The following is an 18,516-nucleotide window of genomic DNA, read 5'->3' on the forward strand; positions in this document are numbered from 1 at the left end:
CTTCAGAATCAGAAATCAGAAAAACCGTTATGGATTTGCTATCGTTAGTCCAATTAGATTTTCTGGCAGACCATTATCCTATGCAACTTTCTGGTGGACAGAGGCAAAGGGTGGCCTTAGCAAGAGCATTGGCGATAAGACCATCAATTTTGCTTCTGGATGAACCATTTGGTTCATTGGACGCACGCGTTCGGAAGGAACTACGACGCTGGTTACGGAAATTGCATGATGAGATTCATGTAACAAGTGTATTTGTAACCCACGACCAGGAAGAGGCACTTGAAGTATCTGACCGTGTGGTTGTCATGAATCAGGGACATGTTGAGCAGATAGGCACACCTGAAGAGGTATATTTTTCACCTAAAACGCCTTTTGTCTTTCAGTTTTTGGGGGATGTGAACCTTTTCCATGCACGCGAATTGAGTTCAGGAGAAATTGTTTTTCTACCCAATGAATCAAGAGGCATAGAGAAGCAGGTTTTTGTTCGTCCAAATCAAATATCTATTGCATTAAAAGCATCAAGAGAGAATCCCATCTCTGCGAAGGTGCTGTATGTTAATACTGCGGGTCCTATGGTTAAGGTTGAACTCATTAATGGACAAAATAATCCTTTATTGGCTATGATAACGGTAGAAGAATATCAACAATTACAGTTAAAAAAGGATATGACCGTTTTTATTGGGGTAAAGTCTCATCATACCTTTGAAGATGAAACAGATTTTTGATTTATACCTTATTTTTTGTATAATTTAAGCAGGGGAAATACAAGACGCGCCTGTAGCTCAGGTGGATAGAGCAACGGCCTTCTAAGCCGTGGGCCGTGCGTTCGAGTCGCACCAGGCGCGCCATTTATTTATTCTTGAAATCACTGGAAATAATCCAATAGAATTACCATCAAATATGAACTTAACATTATATATATTGCTAATATTACAAACAAATTAATATAATTAATTTTAGGTTAGCAAAAAGAATAATGTATGCAAAAGGTTGTGAATAATGGATATAAAACGAGGTGGGTATTGCTTTATAAGTTTTTTTAAAAGTAAATATTTCTTTGTTTTATTGCTGATTTTGATTATCCTTTTTGCATTTACCGTTCGATATATGTATACAAAAAGGGGATTTCCATATCTTCACAATGTTGATGAGCCAAAAATTGGTAGCACTGCACTTCGTATGTTAAAGACAGGAGACCTAAATCCTCACTTCTTTAATTATGGTTCATTATTGATTTACATAAATTTTTTATCTGATATTGTTCATTACTTTTATTTAATGGGACAACCTGAAAGTGCAGAATCTTATCTTACAAGCCTAAACGATATTAAAATTAATATGGACACCGGTTGGCCTTTTACTCTATCTCATCCTAGTTTCTATCATTGGGGTAGAGTAATAATTGCTATATTTGGGACTTTAACAGTTTTTGTTACTTTTTTAACCACAAAATATATTTTTAATAAATGGGTAGGTTTATTATCGGCTTTATTTTTGGCTGCATTAGATATACATGTCAAAAATGTTTATCTTATGCCAAATATTCCAGTAGCATTTTTTGTAATGATTACAACTCTTTTTTCTATCATTTTTATTAAAAATAAACAAACAAAATATTTTATAATATCTTTAATATGTGTAGGTTTAACTATTGCGACAAAGTATAACGCAGGATTAATTATTATAGTTCCTCTTATTGCTCTTGTAATAGTTCGATTTCAAAGAAAAGATGTAGTTAAACCCTACTTGTGGTATCTAATACCTGTTATCCCTGCTATTACATTTCTTATCGTGATGCCTTATGCGTTTTTGGATATAAAAACATTTTTAGAACATGTAGGATTCGAAATAAGACATTATAAAGTTACAGGCCATGTTGTCTTTAATAAAGTGCTTGAAAAAAGCACATCTCAACCCGGATGGGATAATATGATTTTTCAATTTAGCGAATTTCATAATAATCTAGGGACCATCAATTTAATAATTATAGCACTGGGTATAATTGGTATTTTTAAACCAACTATGTTTTTTACTTTTATTATGCCGTTATTCTATTTTTACTTTATGACAAAAATGAAAGTAAACTTACACCAAAACTTCATACTTTTTTATCCTTTTTTTTCCATACTATTTGCATCTGGTGTTTACTTTATTTACCTATTCCTCAGATTTTTGGAAAACTATTTTTTCCACAAACATAAGATAAATTTTTCTCTTTGTTTAGTTTCGATTATATTTACAATATACTTATTAAACTTATCTTATGACCGTTTTGCTGTTAGTAAGAAAATTTACTATTCAAAAGATACCAGAACTCAAATAGTTGATTTTATAAATAATAAGATGAAAAACATAAATAAGGTATACTTTGCAGAAGAGTTACGAATGCATGAGCAAGATTTACGAAAGATTAAAGTTAAACAAGAGGTGGTCCCATTAGAAGAATTGATTAAAATTAAAGATAGTAAATCAATTTTCGTTGTGCCTACTAATATTGTTGCAGAAAAAGATGTCTTTAAAGAAAAAGCGAATAAATTATCAAAGATAATATCTTTGATAGAAAATTCTTTAATAGAAAATTCTTTACAGAAATCAGATATGATTCGCCTTGGAGGGAAAAGAGAACTATACATTGATATACTTTCTGTAAATCCTGGAATCTATATCTTGAAGAAGATGCCAACAATCGAGGCAATAGATAAAAAATAGTTTTGTATCTAATGAAATAACCAAATTTATGACATTGTCAAAAGTCAGTAAATATTTAGTGCTTTTTTCTCTCTTAGCTTTCTTTTCTATTTTATTTCTTCGCACCACTTGGTTGTGTGATGATGCATATATATCATTTAGAACAGTAGATAACATAGTAAATGGTTATGGCTTGCGCTGGAATGTTAACGAACGGGTTCAGGCATATACTCACCCATTATGGATGTTTTTGCATATTCCGTTCTATGCATTGACAAAAGAGATGTTTCTCACCCCGATATTTATTTCATTTGGCATTTCCCTGCTTACGATAATTCTTTTATTCACAGGCATAGCACAAAATCTTTCACAAGTCTTGATTGCCACAAGCATATTAGGATTTTCCCGAGCCTACATAGATTTTTCTTCCTCAGGATTAGAAAATCCAATGAGTCATTTGCACTTGTGATATTCATGATAGTTTTTTTACAAAAGAAATTTACAATGAACAGATTGTTATTGCTTTCATTTATAGCATCTCTTGCTACATTGAATAGACAAGATTGTATATTACCTTATATCCCTGCATTGGTCTATGTATATTGGAAATTAAAGAATAGGAAACAGGGATTTATCTATCTATGTTTAGGCTTTATACCTCTGGTTTTATGGGAAGTATTTTCTATCTTTTATTATGGGTTTCCTTTTCCAAACACAGTTTATGCAAAATTAGGCACGGGAATTTGGAAAACAGATTTAATCAAACAAGGCTTATTGTATTTTGCTTATTCATGAAAAAAAGACCTTATAACCCTTCTATTCTTGTTTTTAAGTTTTACTATTCCATTTTATCAGAAACAGAAAGATAAAACTCTCTTCAAGGATTCTTTTACTCACTCATCCTACAACCTACCATCCCCTGACAGGTAATACATATTATAATTTATAAACTTCCTTCAAATTCTAAGGCGACAACGGTGTCATAGGGGTCGGGCTCTATTCCGGGGAGTTTAATAACGAGATTGTTCTTTTTTAGTGATGTTTCGATTGTTTTAGAGGTATCTTTCAATAACCATACCTTTACAGGTGATTTATCTGTTGGCAATACAACCTTGTCATTAGGTTTGTAATCGAATATATGGACATAAAGAATGGTGTGTCCATTATCGAGTTTCTTTTGAGTGCATCTGCCCCATGGCGTTTTTTCAAATGGATTGGCTATTGTGCCGTAGACGGATTCACTGTTTACTTTCATCCATTCACCTATCTCTTTGAGTCGTTGCACAGATTCAGGTGGAAATTCTCCAGTTGCCATAGGACCTACATTGAGAAGGAAATTACCACCCTTAGAAACGATGTCCACCAGAAGTTGGATTAGTTCCTTTGTTGATTTGAAGTTTTTGTCTACTGCGTTATATCCCCAGTGATTGTTCATAGTCATACAGGTTTCCCAGTCAACACCGGGCAAGCCTGTGGCTGGGACTTTTTGTTCAGGTGTCTCGTAGTCTCCTACATTTTTAGGTTCAGAAGTGCCTTCCATACCTGAACGACCTGTATCAACACGATTGTTGATAATAATATCTGGCTGCAAGGAGCGGACATAATTATATAGGTCTACACCTTTTTCATGTGTCCATGTATTTTCCCATTCCCCATCAAACCATAAGATTCCAAGTGGACCATAATTGGTTATTAATTCTTTCAATTGTGCCTTCATGTATTCTATGTAGCGATTGAAATCTGCATCACCTTCGGGACGCTGTTCCTTTTCCCAGTCTCTACGGGGCAAATAATCAGGATGATGCCAATCCATGATAGAATAATAAAAACAGAGCCGCATCCCTTCTTCCTTGCATGCGTCAGAAAGTTCCTTCAAAATATCTCTCTGGAACGGTGTTGACATTACATCCCAATCGGTTACTTTGGAATCAAACAAGCAGAATCCATCATGATGTTTTGAGGTAATGACAATATATTTCATGCCTGCATCTTTTGCCATTCTTACCCATTCTTTTGCATTAAATTTAATAGGATTAAATTGAGTAAGAAGTTTTTTATATTCTGGCAGAGGAATCTGGGCTTCATGCCGTATCCATTCTCCATAATTTGTTTTATCGCCCCATTTACCTGCGGGAATTGCATATAAACCCCAATGTATGAAAAGACCAAATCGTGCTTCTCTCCACCATTTCATACGCTGGTCTTTTTGTTCTTTACTTTCTTTAGTATAATCTTGGGCTAACGCCGTAAAAGAAAATATTATGATAGTAAATACAAGTATAATGAAACATAGAAATGTTATTTGATAAGTTTTAATCATGATAGGTCTCCATTTACTCTTTTGTGGTTTTAATTGATTAAAATACAATATGATAAAAGTTAATTAAAAATCAAAAATAATTTAACAATAGTTTTAATTATATTTTTTAAAGTGTTATAATATAAGAAAGCATTAAATATGATGGCTTATTTAAGTATTGGTAGTAATTTAGGTGAACGGTTTGATAATATTACCAATGCCATCAGAAAGTTAAATGAAATATCCAAAACAAAAGTTAAAAAGGCTTCGAACATATACGAAACGGAGCCCGTAGGTAATAGAAATCAACCTACTTTTTTGAATATCGCAGTGGAGATTGAGACGGAATTAAGTCCGCTTGAACTCCTGAGCGAAATAAAAAAAATTGAATATCAATTAGGAAGAACACCCCAACAAGAAAGATGGGGACCACGCATTATTGATATTGACATCATTTTATATAATGATTCAATTATCAATGATGTTCAATTAGTTCTTCCTCATGCAGAGTTTCGCAACCGTCGTTTTGTTCTACAACCTCTTGCGGATTTATGTGGCAGTAAAGTTGACCCAATTACGGGTAAAACAATTGAAGAATTATTATTAGGTTCGGAAGTCAAAGGTAAAGTAGTAAAAACAGAGTTAAAAGTAACTCTTGAACCGCTCCGCTTGGAGCCCTAAAGGGACCGGGACGGATTCAGTATGATGAAGTCACGGTTCAGGAGAAAAAAATGAATAAAAAGGCAGTAGTACATTTCTTAGAGCAAAAGCAGAAGAAAGAAAAGATTGCATTATTAACGGCTTATGATTTTCCTACCGCCCAATTGGTAGAAGAAGCAGGTGTAGATGGGATTTTAGTAGGAGATTCTTTAGGAATGGTAGTAATGGGAGGAGAAAATACGCTAAAAGTTTCTATGGATATAATGACATATCATACCTCCATTGTTACCCGTGCTGTAAATAATACCCTCGTTATAGCGGATATGCCCTTTTTATCTTATCAAATTTCCCCTGAAGAGGCATTAAAAAATGCAGGTAGATTAATCTCCGAAGGAGGTGCCCAAGCAGTAAAGTTAGAAGGTCCTGTATCTAAATATGGTGATGTTATCGAAAAGATAATCAAAGCAGGAATCCCAGTGATGGGACATATAGGATTAACTCCTCAATCCATACTTGAAATAGGTGGTTATAAAGTTCAAGGACGCTCAGAAGCCTGTCGAAAAAGATTAAAGAAAGAGGCTAAAGAATTACAAGAAGTGGGATGCTTTTCTATTGTGCTTGAATGTATTCCTTCAGATTTGGCAAAAGAAATAACCGAAAGTTTAGATATTCCCACTATAGGAATTGGTGCCGGACCTGATTGTGATGGCCAAATACTTGTATGTTATGACTTATTAGGTTGGGGAAAGGCTCGTTTTGCCAAGACTTATATAAATATTCGTGAAAATATGAAGGAGGCTTTTTCTACTTTTGTAAATGAAGTGAAACAAGGTAAGTACCCGGAAGAAAAACATGGGTATACATAAGGAGAAAAGACATGGAAACTATAAATACTCCAGAAGAAATGCGTAATTGGTCCCTAATTCAGAAAAAGGAAGGACATACAATTGGTTTCGTTCCAACTATGGGGGCTCTTCATGAGGGACATTTAAGTTTAATGCGGGCTTCTGTGGCAGAAAATGATGTGACTGTAGTAAGTATTTTTGTTAATCCTACCCAGTTTGCACCTAATGAAGATTTTGAGTCCTATCCTCGTTCTTTTGAAAAAGATAGCAAAATGTGCTTTTCCATAGGTGTTGATATAATTTATGCTCCTACCGTAGAAACTATGTATCCTGAAGATTATTCTACTTATGTAGTAGTAGAAAAAGTATCCGAGGGCTTATGCGGGGCATCTCGTCCTCATTTTTTCCGTGGTGTTGCAACGGTGGTAACTAAATTATTTAATGCAGTTCTACCTGATAGAGCCTATTTTGGACAAAAAGATGCCCAACAATGTGCTGTTATCAAAAGAATGGTACGGGATTTGAATATGGGTATAGAAATTATTGAAATGCCTATCGTCAGAGAACCCGATGGATTAGCAATGAGTTCTCGCAATCAATATTTAACCCCTGCTCAAAGAAAAGAAGCCTTATGTTTATCAAGAGGATTGTTCAAAGTAGAGGAACTTATCAAAAATGGAGAAAAATCTATTGAGCGTATAAAAGAGGTACTTTCGTCAGAAATGTCTAATGTAGATATTGACTATATAGAAGTAGTAGATGCAGAGACGATGAAACCGTTATCTACTCTTCAAGGAGAGGTATTAATTGCAGTAGCCGCATGGGTAGGAAGGGCAAGATTAATAGATAATATAAAAATAAAAATTTAGTATATGGAGACCGTAAAATGTTCCTCACAATGCTTAAAAGTAAAATACATCGAGCAAAAATTACTGATGCAAACTTGAATTATGAGGGAAGTATTACTATAGATATTGATTTGCTAAATAAAGCAAACATTCATCCCTATGAAGCGGTTCATGTGTTCAATATTAATACGGGTGACCGTTTCATTACTTATGCTATAGAAGGTCCAAAAGGAAGTGGTGCTATTTGTTTAAATGGTGCAGCGGCACGTTTGGGTCAACCCGGTGATTTACTTATTATTGTGTCTTTTATTCAAATTCCTGAAGAACAAGCAAAAGGCTGGAAACCGATTGTTGTTCATGTAGATAAAGATAATAAGCCCATCTAACATTCTTAAATAAAAGATATCCCTTCCGTTTCCTATCTTTTTCTATGAAAATTTTCTTCTGTTTTTGATATTATAAGCCTTTAATTGCATTAAATAAAGGGTAATAAATGACTCATCGAGAACGGGTAATTCGTGCTTTAAATTTTTTAGAAACCGACCGTATTCCTATGGATTTAGGAGGTATGGACTCCACAGGAATAAGTGCTTTTGCATATCCTCATTTAGTTAAATTTTTAGAATTAGAGGAAAGGTTGCCTTATGTCCATGATACAGGACAAATGCTTGCTTTGCCAGATTTAGATGTTCTCGATACTTTAGGCTGTGATGTAATAACAATTAGGATGGGGTTTGCAAATGGGTATGTAGAGGAAAATCAATGGGATTATTTTGATTTTGGTGGTAGATTATCAGCAAAAGTGATAAACGCATCTTGTTTTAAAGTTTTAGAAGATGGAACAGTTACCCAGCCTGACTATGGTTTAAGAATGCCTCCTGACTCTTATGTCTTTGATTCTGAACATGGTGGACAACCCGTTTTTTTTGACAACGATTTACCCGAACTTGATTTAGGAAAAATAAAAGAGGATTTGCTTAATCACAAATTAAGTGATGAGACGATAGAAAAAGTTTCGGAAATTTGTAAAAAAGCGTATGAGGAGACAGACCGTGCTCTTTTCTTAAATGGACCAATGCTGGGCATTGGTATTGGGAACTTTGGAGGAGTGGGTTATTTCCCATTACTATGTTTAACGAATGAAGAAAAAGTAAAGGAATTACATGAAATTCTACTAAATCACGCTATTTCCGAACTGGAGAGATTACTTCCCCATGTAAAAGATTATGTCCATATATATATGTGTAATGCAGATGATTGGGGAACTCAAAGTAATCTTATTGCATCTCCTGATACATTTAAACGGCTCTTTCTTCCTTATTATCAGGAATTCAACAGATATATTCATACTCAGGCACCTCATATTAAGACTTTTTTACATAGTTGCGGTGCTGTTTATGACTTATTGGATTCTTTTATAGAATGTGGATTTGATATATTAAATCCTGTCCAATGGACTGCTGGGAAATACAATTATCATGACTGGAAGAAGAAATGTGAAGGGAGAGTGGTTTTATGGGGTGGTGGAATTGATACTCAAAAAACACTTCCCTTAGGTAATAAAGAAGATATTATTAAACAGGTTTCTGAAATTGTATCCGTATTTTCCAGAGGAAGTGGATATGTATTTTGTTCTATTCATAATATTCTTGCAGAAATCGAACCATGGAAAATAAAAACAATATATGAAACTGCTCAATCAATAAAGGGATAAAAATCTTATATAAATCTTATATAAAATTTAGTTAACATTAGAAACAGGAAAAGCGTTTTATAAATGAATAATGACAAACCCAACTTTGAATCATACTCTGATGAAGATTTAGCCCTTCTCTGGAAGAAGGGTGACTTAAAAGCATTCGAAGAAATCGTTCGAAGGTATCAAGGAAAAGTTTATGCTACAGCATATCGGGTAACCGGTAATCGAGAGGACGCTCTGGATGTGACACAGGAAGTTCTGGTTAAAGCATACGAAAAAATAAATCAATGGGAACCACGAGGTTCCTTCTTACCATGGCTTTTAAGATTAACCGTTAACCGTTCTATAGATTACCTACGGAAAAGAAAAAGAACAAGCCATGAAAGTTTAAATGAAGGAATCGCTAAAGTTAATGAAGACGAAATACATTACATCGTTTCACCATCTAATCCTGCAGATTTATCCAGAGCCAAAGAAATTGATGAAAAAATAAGAAATGCTTTAACTAAATTATCAAAAACCCAGCAAACAGTATTCGTATTAAGACACTATCAAGGTTATTCTTTAAGTGAAATTGCGGAACACTTAGGATGTACCGTTGGTAGTGTTAAAGTTCATTTATTTCGGGCATTACAAAAATTAAGAAATGAATTAGGGAAATTTGATTTATGAAAATCGAAATTGCTTCATGGCTTTACTGCATGTTTAATCCCTGCAGTTATTATGAAAAATTAATCGTTTCTGTATGTTGTGATGAAATAAGCGATGAAGAATTGTCCGAATTACAAAAGCATATAGAAAGTTGCAAAAAATGTAAAGAAAAATATGACGATATACTTCTTTTTTCTCAGAAAATTAATCAGGTTAAAGATGTTTTATATAGTACAGAAATTTTAGAAGATATAAATGTTATTCCTTATATTAGAGATAAAGTTTCCAAGGAAAAAGGTAAGAAAACACCCCTAATTCAACCCAAACTACAAATTGCATACAGTCTTGGAGCCATCTCTCTTGTCCTTATTTATGCATTTGTGAATATATTTATTTTACAAAAGCAGGACAAGGTAGGAAATAATTCCGCATCGTTTACATCACTATCATCCCCTGAACAAGGAATCGTTACTACTTATGACGGTCCCTTAGAGAATCAAAAAGATAAACTAAGAGAATTTATTAAAAATAATAATGGGCAATCCATTGCAGGACAAGCATTACTCCTTTTAGCCGATTTGGAATACACTTCATCAGAACATTATGATGAGGCTTATCGTTTATACTCACAATTAAGAAGCAATTACCCTAATATCTTTTCTTCTTCACCGGAAGCCGTTTATCGTTATAACCTTTTAGATGAGATAAAAAAAGATAAATTTAAACCTTTATACGAATTAAATTCTTCTCTTGCAAATAATGATAATTCTATAAAACAGTTAGAAAAAATAGTAGCCAATTATCCGGGGACGATGGTTGCTAATTTAGCCGTTTCTTACATGATTGATTGTATAAGTAATTCAAGTAATCTTAATAATCCAGAACAAACAATAAAAGCCTTAGAAGATTTGAAAGGACATTTAACAGAACCCATAGCCATTGCTCAAGTCAACTATGTGTTAGGAAATATCTATTGGAATCAAAAGAAAGATTATGAAAAGGCGAAAACATCATTTCAATATGTAGTTAATTCCGAATCTAAGCAACTATCCCCCCTTGCAAATGAGGCTTTAATGCGACTTGTTCATTTACCATAATTTTATAAATTTTCTATTTCCCTTCTTGAATATTTCTTCGTTTATAATTGTATCCAGAGTTAAGGCATTTAAAATATAAGGAAACCCTTTCTTTATGATTGAACCGAAAAGTTTCGAAAAACAATTTGTAAAAGAAGGAATTATTAGCGAAGAACAGGCAAAGAAAATAAGAGAAGAAGCTAACGAAAAAGGTCTTCCTATAAGCCAAATTCTTATTCAAAAAGGGATAACCACAGAGGAAACGGTTTACTCCCTTTTAGCCAATTATTGCGGGCTCAATTTTGTTATTGTATCGAATACGGAAATTCCACAAGAACTAATAAAGTCTGTACCGGCTCGTTTTGCTACACATTATGAATTTGTTCCTGTAAAAGAAAAAAACAATACACTGGTTGTTGCTGTTTCTGACCCACTTAATGCAGGTCTATTAGATGATATAAGACTTGTGCTAAAAAAAAGAATTGAACCTGTAGTAACAACACCCAAAGAAATTCAACGAGCCATTAAAGAATACTACGGTGTTGGAGCAGATACCGTTGAAAGAATTTTAGTTAGTGAGGAACATACAGGTGAAGAGGTCAATTTAGAATCTACGGCAGTCAGTGCAAATTTAGGTGATGAAACAATCGATGCTTCTATAATTAAATTCGTAAACGAATTAATTGTTGAGGCAATTCGTGCGGAAGCAACAGATATTCATATAGAACCCTTTGATGACTTTTTACGCGTTCGCTTCCGTATAGATGGTATTTTACATACAGTGCCCACTCCTCCTTCAATACGCAATTTTCATTCTTCTATCGTTTCGCGTATAAAAATCATGGCAAATTTAAATATAGCCGAAAAAAGATTGCCTCAGGACGGAAAAATCATGGCAAATTTGGGTGATGGTAAATATGATTTGCGTGTTTCTATCCTTCCTACTCCTCATGGAGAAACAATAAATATCCGTATCTTATCAAGAACATCTATGTTCCTTTCTCTTGATAAATTAGGTTTTTCAAGTGATGACATTAAACTGTTTAATTCTTTTATTACAAAACCTTATGGAATTATTTTAGTTACAGGGCCAACGGGAAGTGGTAAAACTACAACTCTATATGCAGCCCTGGATAAACTTAATCGAACAGACCGAAAAATTATCACCATAGAAGACCCAATAGAATATCAAATGCAAGGTATCACACAAATGCAGGTTCATCCCCGTATAGGGTTTGATTTTGCTACAGGTTTGCGTTCTATGCTTCGTCATGACCCGGATATCATGCTCGTCGGAGAAATTCGTGATTATGAGACCGCCGAGATGGCAATCCGTTCCAGTTTAACAGGGCATTTAGTTTTAAGCACCTTACATACAAATGATGCTCCTGGTGCGGTAACTCGTTTAATTGATATGGGTGTAGAACCGTTCCTTATATCAAGCACAATGATTGCTTCAATGGCACAAAGACTTGTCCGCAAAATCTGTAATCAATGCAAAACCAAGGATAATCCCGACCCGTATGTGTTAGAAGCCGAATTTGGTTACAAAAAAGAAAATAACGATATAATCTTTTATAAAGGGAGTGGCTGTGAACATTGTCGTTCTACGGGGTATCGGGGTCGAATGGCTATTTGTGAAATTATGCCTTTCTCACCAATGATAAAAGAATTAACTGTTCAAAGGGCTACTTCCGTTGCTATAAAAAAACAAGCATTATCCGAAGGCATGAAAACATTAAGAGCATCTGGCTGGCAGAGGATTATGGAAGGATTAACCACAGTAGAGGAGGTATTGCGGGTAACAGCTGATGCTGAAATCATGGAGGAAACTCATGCCGACATTTGAATATGAAGTAAAAAAAGGTCCCACGGAGATTATCAAAGGTAAAATTGAAGCAGAATCCCGAAAATCGGCTGTAAGTCGCCTTCGTGAATTAGGTTATTTCCCATTAAAAGTTGAAGAAGTTTATTCTGCAAGCTCAAACGAAAAAAAAGATAGAAAAAGAATTACACTATCTGGCTGGGAAAGAATTAAATTAAAAGATAGAAATGTTTTCCTTAGACAATTAGCAAACTTATTTGAATCGGGGATGGTTCTCACTCGTGCATTGAGGACTATTATAGAACAAACTCCCAATCGAGCCATGATAAAGGTTGTTGAACAAATTTACGAAGATGTCCAGAAAGGAAGTAATCTGGCTGATGCTTTTGAAAAGCATCCCAAAATATTCTCTCCCATGTATTGCAGTATGGTTCGTGCAGGTGAAACAGGTGGAATGTTAGACGAGGTACTGTGGAGAATTGTTGCTTTTAGTGAGCAAGAAGAAGAATTACGGGGAAAAGTAATTTCCGCACTAATCTACCCGGTGTTTCTACTAATCGTCGGGAGTATTGCCATTTTTATCCTGGTATCTTTTGTATTCCCAAAATTTATTGCTGTTTTTGAAGATTTTAACGCTCAATTACCTCTACCAACTATTATCGTAATGAAATTCTGTGGTTTTATGGGCACATGGTGGTGGGCTGTTATTTTTGTCGGGATTTTATTTTCATTAGCCATGTATTCTTATTTCAAAACATCAGAAGGGAAAAGGCAAAAAGATACCTTTTTGTTAAGATTTCCTGTAGTCGGTGGAGTTATCCAGAAGTATGAGATGGCAAAATTTGCAAGAACATTTGGAACACTAATGGATAATGGGGTTCCTGTCCTGACTGCGTTAAAAATTACAGGAGAAACGATGACCAATGCAGTGATTCGTGATGAAGTGCAAACTACCCATGATTTAGTAAAAGAAGGTGAAAGTATCAGTGATAGCTTAAAAAAATGCCCTCACTTCCCCCCTATTGTTGTAAGTATGTTCGCAGTAGGTGAAGAAAGCGGTAGAATTGGTATCATTGCTAAAAGAATTGCAGATGCGTATGATATAGAAGTAGATAGAGCCGTTAAAGCAATGGTTACATTATTTGAACCTACTTTGATTGTTATTATGGGTGTAATCATAGGTTTTCTTGTAATTGCAATGCTTTTACCTATGCTTACATTAACTTCTGCTATCGGAACATAAAATTAAATCTTAGGAAAGGGTATCTTATGCTTAAAATGCTACTCTGTGTCTCTTTGTTCGTTTTATTTATATCATTTTCATTAATAGCAGAAGACCTCTCTCCTATGGTTCCTTATGACCTCCGTTGCGAATATTTGAAAGAACCTTTAGGGGTTGATTTATTAAATCCATGCTTAACATGGAAATTGAAAAATAATTCTTCAGAAAAAGGTATTTTTCAAACTGCATATAGAATTATTGCTTCTTCCAGTCTTGAAAAATTGAACCAAAACGCAGGGGATTTATGGGATACGGGGAAAGTCAATCAAAACAACTTGCAAATACAATATGCAGGAAAAACATTAGAACCCGGGTTAAAAGTTTGGTGGAAAGTATGTGTTTGGGACCAAAAAAACCGTGTTTCGGAATTTAGTGAGCCTTCTTTTTGGGAAATGGGATTAATTTCGGATAATAACTGGAATGCAAATTGGATTGAACCTCCTGATGAAATATATCCAAGAAATATGACTGATAAAGAAATTTTTAATTTCAATCCTGCTTTATTATTTCGCAAGGCTTTCGCTATAACTGATAACATTGAAAAAGCAAGGTTATACATAACCGGTTTAGGCTACTATGAATGCTATATAAATGGAATTAGAATTGGCGACCATCAATTAGACCCGGGCTGGACAAATTTTAGTAAACGGGTATTCTATTCAGTATATGATGTTTCCAATTTTATCACGAATGGTAATAATGTTATCGGGGTGCAAATAGGTTCAGGCTGGTATAACCCATTACCCTTAAGAATGTGGAAAAGGTTTAATCTACGGGAATCACTGACTATTGGTATTCCTAAAGTTAAGGCTATGTTGGTGATATATACAAAAAATGGTGAAAAAATAACTTTAAATACAGATAAAAATTGGAAAGTAACTTTATCACCTATTGTAAAAAATAATGTGTATTTGGGTGAAGAATATGATGGTAGAAAAGACCCAAAAGGCTGGAATGAAAACACTCTATTTGACGATTCAAACTGGAAAAATGCTATTGTTGCAAAAGATTTAAATCTTGGAAAATTATTAGCCCAACCAATACCCCCTATCAAAGTAGGTGAACGATATTCACCACTAAACTATAAAAAAATCACAGAAAACAAATGGCTGGTTGATTTTGGACAAAATATGGCAGGTCGAATTTTTATGAAAGTTAAAGGAACAGAAGGTCAAAGAATTCAAGTAAGATATGGTGAACTGTTATATCCCGATGGTAACTTAAATCCAATGACATCAGTTTGGGGACAAATAAAAAATCATCAAATACCTGAAATTTCAGATGAGCCATTTACGGCAGAACAGAAAGATGTATTTATATTAAAAGGAGATGAGGTAGAAACTTTAACAACCCATTTTACCTATCACGGATTCCGATATGCAGAAATAGACGGAGTTGAGGATTTTTCTTCTATAAAGGAAATTTTTGCAGAACGCCTTCATACGGCTGTGGAAAAAGATGGAAATTTTGAAACTTCCGAAGGTCTACTTAACCTTATCCAAAAAATGTGCGATGAAACATTGTTAAGCAATTTACATAGTGTTCAGACTGATTGTCCACATCGCGAAAAATTTGGGTATGGCGGAGATATTGTAGCTGCCAGCGAATTTGCTATATTTAATTATGATATGTCAGCCTTTTATAGAAAAGTAGTGAGAGACTTTGCTGATGAAATCCGTCCTAACGGGGGTTTTACAGAAACGGCTCCTTTTGTAGGCATTGCTGATTGTGGTTTGGGAGAAGGAAGTGGACCTATTGCATGGGGTTCCGTTCATCCTTTATTACTATGGCAATTATACCAATATTACGGAGACAAAACACTTATTGAAGAGCAATATCCTTACGCTAAAAAATGGTTCGAATTATTAGTAAAAAGTGCAGAAAACGGGATAATAAAGCAATGTATTGGAGACCATGAAAGTGTTGTTGATAAACAAGTCGAAGTTACTGCTACCGCCTATTATTACCTAAATGCAATTTTGTTAGAAAAATTAGCAAACATTTTGAATTTACAGGAAGATAGCAAATATTATCAAAAAACGGCTGAAGAAATTAAACAAAAATTTAATAATAAATTTTTTAATCCTGCGGAAGGGAAAATAGGTATAGGTTCACAGGCAAATCAAACCCTTTACTATGCATTTTCTATGGGAACACCTGACCAACTTTCTATGGCAGGAAATTATCTTATAAATGATGTAATATCTCGAAATAACAAACTGACTACAGGGATTTTTGGAACAAAATATCTACTCAGTACGCTTTGTGAATTGGATAGACAGGATTTAGCCTATCAAATTGTTATGCAAAAAGAATGTCCCGGCTGGAGATTTATGTTAGAAAATGGCGCTACTACATTATGGGAACACTGGGAATTTAGCGACAACACTTTTTCGCACAATCATCCTATGTTCGGTTCTATAAGTGAATGGTTTTATAAATATTTAGGAGGGATTTCACCTTCGGATTCTGCCTGTGGTTTTGATAAGGTAATTATTAAACCCATGTTTTTGTTACCCATTCAAAAAGTTAATTGTTCTTATGATAGTATCCGTGGCGAAATTATCTCACAATGGGAAAAGAAAAACCATGTAATTGACTGGCATATACAATTACCCCCCAATTGTGAGGGAAATATTATTCTTCCTGCTATGTTTAAGAAAATAACTGTAAATGAACAGGACTTACTCAATAATCCACATATATCTGATTACAAAACAGAAGGAAATAAAATAAAATTTAAAATCCAGAATGGAAATTATAATTTCAAATTACTGAATTGATTTAATCTAAAAAAGAAAAAAATCGTTTTTTACTCTTTTTTTGTCCCTATTAACCCATCAATAACAAGTTTTTTACCGTCCCACATACCCGTTTTTATCATACCCAATACCATTATATCTATAACACCATTATCATATAGTTTATATTCTGCCTCTATTCCTTTTGGAGATAATTTATTTACTACGCCTCCTTTTATATGTACTTTATCCTTACTTATAAACTTTATATCAAATTCCTCAAAACGCCAAAATGTGCCTATTAAACCTTTATGAAGTTCACTTAAAGGCTCATTATTAACAACATTTTCGTCTGAAACAATTTCCTTTTGATTATATGACCCCGCAGAAGGCAGTAACGGCTCTGACTTTATATCTTCTACACTTTCTTTTTCCTGACTACATCCTGTAATAACTCCTAAAAGACTTAATATTAAACAAAAAATCTTCATTATTTTCTTCATCTACGAATTCCTTTAATAAAATTTCAAATGATTAAATCCGATAGATATGATAAATGTAAAAATAAGAGTGTAAAAAACATCTATACAATGATTATAACGAAACTATAACCCTTTCAGGTAATACAACAAAATAATTAATATTTACACCATATTTCCTTTATAAACCTACTCTCCCAATTTATTTGTAGAGTAATTGTATAATTATAAAAAATTTGGTGATTATCCATTTACATCTACCAAGAAGATGGAGGTTAAAATTAATGAAATTCCGTGGAGACGAATAATTATTCGTCTCTACCATTCTAACATTAACAGCCGTCCATAAGTAAATCGGGTCTTTTCCAGAACACTGCCTTGTCTTGGCGACCATTCCCGACTACAGGTATAGCACTTATAGATACATCTCCTTATACAGCCTACCCGTTTGGAGGAGCAAAAAGGGCAGGTGGTATAGGTCTTCAACAAGCCCAGGGCTTGCAGGTACCTGCAAGCCTTCTCTTCATCCGCTGACTTCTTGGCTACTTCCATAATCTCTATTTCATTTCTTCCTATAACTATCTTATATCTCCTATCCTACATGTGGAATATATCATATAATTACCAAAAATTATTTATCTTATGCAATCTATAAGTTGTCTTCCTATTTCGTTATTTAAATAAAAACCTTTTGCGGTGGGTTTATATATGCCTTGGTTATATTCCAAAAAACCTTTCTCAATCAGATTATTTAATGCGGAACCGAAATCTGCCTCAATATGAGTGGAAAATCTATTAAAGTAACTTTTTTCATGTATTCCTTCGGAAAGTCTAAAATGTTGAATTAAAGTTTCTAATTTTATTTCGTTATCAGATAAGTAATCCATCTCTTCTTTCTTACCTGGGTATTTTATATATTCATCTATCGTTGAGATATTGGCACATCGTAAATTACCTAAAAATGAGAATGCCCCTGTTCCTATACCTAAATAATATTCATTATGCCAGTATATTAAATTATGGATACATTGATAATTTTTTTTGGCGAAATTAGAAATCTCATAGTGTTCGTAATCATTTGAATTTAAATATATTTCAGCATATTTATATAAATCAAGACAAAAATCATCATCAGGTTTGTCTTTTAACTTCTTTTCATACAAGGGGGTTCCTTTCTCGAATGTTAAATTATAAGTTGATATATGTGAAGGACTTAACTCTACAGCAGTTCTTAAGTTTTCTTTCCATCTTTCCTTTGTTTGAAATGGAATGCCAAATATAAGGTCTAAACTCCAGTTCTCAAAATAATTTGAAATAATTTTGCATGCATCTATCGCCCTTTTTGCATTATGTCTTCTGCCTAAATATTCTAATTCATCATCAAAAAATGTTTGAATACCAATACTAACTCTATTTACTCCTA

At 33.9% G+C, this 18,516-nt stretch carries 18 protein-coding genes and 1 tRNA gene; 16 read left to right on the top strand and 3 right to left on the bottom strand.

Annotated elements, in window-relative coordinates:
• The 5 genes from PLA12_11000 to PLA12_11020 form a co-directional block, all read left to right on the top strand.
• Positions 1-725 (top strand): ATP-binding cassette domain-containing protein (locus PLA12_11000; GenBank protein ID HOQ33026.1); only part of this gene is annotated, 725 nt, incomplete at its 5' end.
• 46 nt (positions 726-771) lie between these two features.
• Positions 772-848, top strand: a tRNA-Arg gene (locus tag PLA12_11005).
• Between the two features lie 151 nt (positions 849-999).
• Positions 1,000-2,709: a glycosyltransferase family 39 protein gene (locus PLA12_11010; GenBank protein HOQ33027.1), complete on the top strand. Its 1,710-nt coding sequence runs from the start codon at positions 1,000-1,002 to the stop codon at positions 2,707-2,709.
• Between the two features lie 28 nt (positions 2,710-2,737).
• A complete protein-coding gene (locus PLA12_11015) occupies positions 2,738-3,157 on the top strand; it encodes a hypothetical protein (protein ID HOQ33028.1) in 420 nt (139 codons plus the stop codon).
• A gap of 35 nt (positions 3,158-3,192) precedes the next feature.
• Positions 3,193-3,483, top strand: a complete 291-nt coding sequence (locus PLA12_11020) for a hypothetical protein (protein ID HOQ33029.1) — start codon at positions 3,193-3,195, stop codon at positions 3,481-3,483.
• A 148-nt stretch (positions 3,484-3,631) separates the two neighbouring features.
• On the opposite strand, the gene PLA12_11025 is transcribed toward PLA12_11020, so the two are convergent.
• Entirely contained in the window at positions 3,632-5,008 is a 1,377-nt protein-coding gene (locus PLA12_11025; protein HOQ33030.1) for an alpha-L-fucosidase, read from the bottom strand.
• A 138-nt stretch (positions 5,009-5,146) separates the two neighbouring features.
• On the opposite strand from PLA12_11025, the gene folK reads away from it, so the two are divergent.
• The 10 genes from folK (at position 5,147) to PLA12_11075 (ending at position 16,656) form a co-directional block, all read left to right on the top strand.
• Positions 5,147-5,668: a 2-amino-4-hydroxy-6-hydroxymethyldihydropteridine diphosphokinase gene (folK, locus tag PLA12_11030; GenBank protein ID HOQ33031.1), complete on the top strand. Its 522-nt coding sequence runs from the start codon at positions 5,147-5,149 to the stop codon at positions 5,666-5,668.
• A gap of 50 nt (positions 5,669-5,718) precedes the next feature.
• Positions 5,719-6,513, top strand: a complete 795-nt coding sequence (gene panB, locus PLA12_11035) for a 3-methyl-2-oxobutanoate hydroxymethyltransferase (GenBank protein HOQ33032.1) — start codon at positions 5,719-5,721, stop codon at positions 6,511-6,513.
• 11 nt (positions 6,514-6,524) lie between these two features.
• Positions 6,525-7,361 carry a pantoate--beta-alanine ligase gene (gene panC, locus PLA12_11040; protein HOQ33033.1) on the top strand — a complete coding sequence of 279 codons (837 nt, stop codon included), beginning with the start codon at positions 6,525-6,527 and terminating at the stop codon, positions 7,359-7,361.
• 17 nt (positions 7,362-7,378) lie between these two features.
• Positions 7,379-7,726 (top strand): aspartate 1-decarboxylase, encoded by a 348-nt coding sequence (locus PLA12_11045; protein HOQ33034.1) that lies wholly within the window; start codon positions 7,379-7,381, stop codon positions 7,724-7,726.
• Positions 7,727-7,833: 107 nt separating this feature from the next.
• The gene (locus PLA12_11050) at positions 7,834-9,054 is read left to right on the top strand and encodes a uroporphyrinogen decarboxylase family protein (GenBank protein ID HOQ33035.1); all 1,221 of its coding nucleotides are present in this window, start codon (positions 7,834-7,836) and stop codon (positions 9,052-9,054) included.
• A 63-nt stretch (positions 9,055-9,117) separates the two neighbouring features.
• Positions 9,118-9,711 (top strand): RNA polymerase sigma factor, encoded by a 594-nt coding sequence (locus PLA12_11055; protein ID HOQ33036.1) that lies wholly within the window; start codon positions 9,118-9,120, stop codon positions 9,709-9,711.
• Positions 9,708-10,787, top strand: a complete 1,080-nt coding sequence (locus tag PLA12_11060; GenBank protein HOQ33037.1) for a tetratricopeptide repeat protein — start codon at positions 9,708-9,710, stop codon at positions 10,785-10,787. Before PLA12_11055 ends, PLA12_11060 begins: the two co-directional genes overlap by 4 nt.
• Positions 10,788-10,881: 94 nt before the next feature.
• Positions 10,882-12,615: an ATPase, T2SS/T4P/T4SS family gene (locus PLA12_11065; GenBank protein ID HOQ33038.1), complete on the top strand. Its 1,734-nt coding sequence runs from the start codon at positions 10,882-10,884 to the stop codon at positions 12,613-12,615.
• Positions 12,602-13,834, top strand: a complete 1,233-nt coding sequence (locus PLA12_11070; GenBank protein ID HOQ33039.1) for a type II secretion system F family protein — start codon at positions 12,602-12,604, stop codon at positions 13,832-13,834. The genes PLA12_11065 and PLA12_11070 overlap by 14 nt, the downstream gene beginning before the upstream one ends.
• Before the next feature lie 26 nt (positions 13,835-13,860).
• Entirely contained in the window at positions 13,861-16,656 is a 2,796-nt protein-coding gene (locus PLA12_11075) for a family 78 glycoside hydrolase catalytic domain (GenBank protein HOQ33040.1), read from the top strand.
• Positions 16,657-16,685: 29 nt separating this feature from the next.
• On the opposite strand, the gene PLA12_11080 is transcribed toward PLA12_11075, so the two are convergent.
• Positions 16,686-17,117 carry a hypothetical protein gene (locus PLA12_11080; GenBank protein ID HOQ33041.1) on the bottom strand — a complete coding sequence of 144 codons (432 nt, stop codon included), beginning with the start codon at positions 17,115-17,117 and terminating at the stop codon, positions 16,686-16,688.
• Positions 17,118-17,471: 354 nt separating this feature from the next.
• On the opposite strand from PLA12_11080, the gene PLA12_11085 reads away from it, so the two are divergent.
• Positions 17,472-17,627 carry a hypothetical protein gene (locus PLA12_11085; GenBank protein HOQ33042.1) on the top strand — a complete coding sequence of 52 codons (156 nt, stop codon included), beginning with the start codon at positions 17,472-17,474 and terminating at the stop codon, positions 17,625-17,627.
• 101 nt (positions 17,628-17,728) lie between these two features.
• On the opposite strand, the gene PLA12_11090 is transcribed toward PLA12_11085, so the two are convergent.
• Positions 17,729-18,516: coproporphyrinogen III oxidase family protein (locus PLA12_11090; GenBank protein HOQ33043.1), on the bottom strand; the 788-nt coding region annotated here is incomplete at its 5' end.

Source organism: Candidatus Hydrogenedens sp., from assembly GCA_035378955.1.
Taxonomy (GTDB): domain Bacteria; phylum Hydrogenedentota; class Hydrogenedentia; order Hydrogenedentales; family Hydrogenedentaceae; genus Hydrogenedens.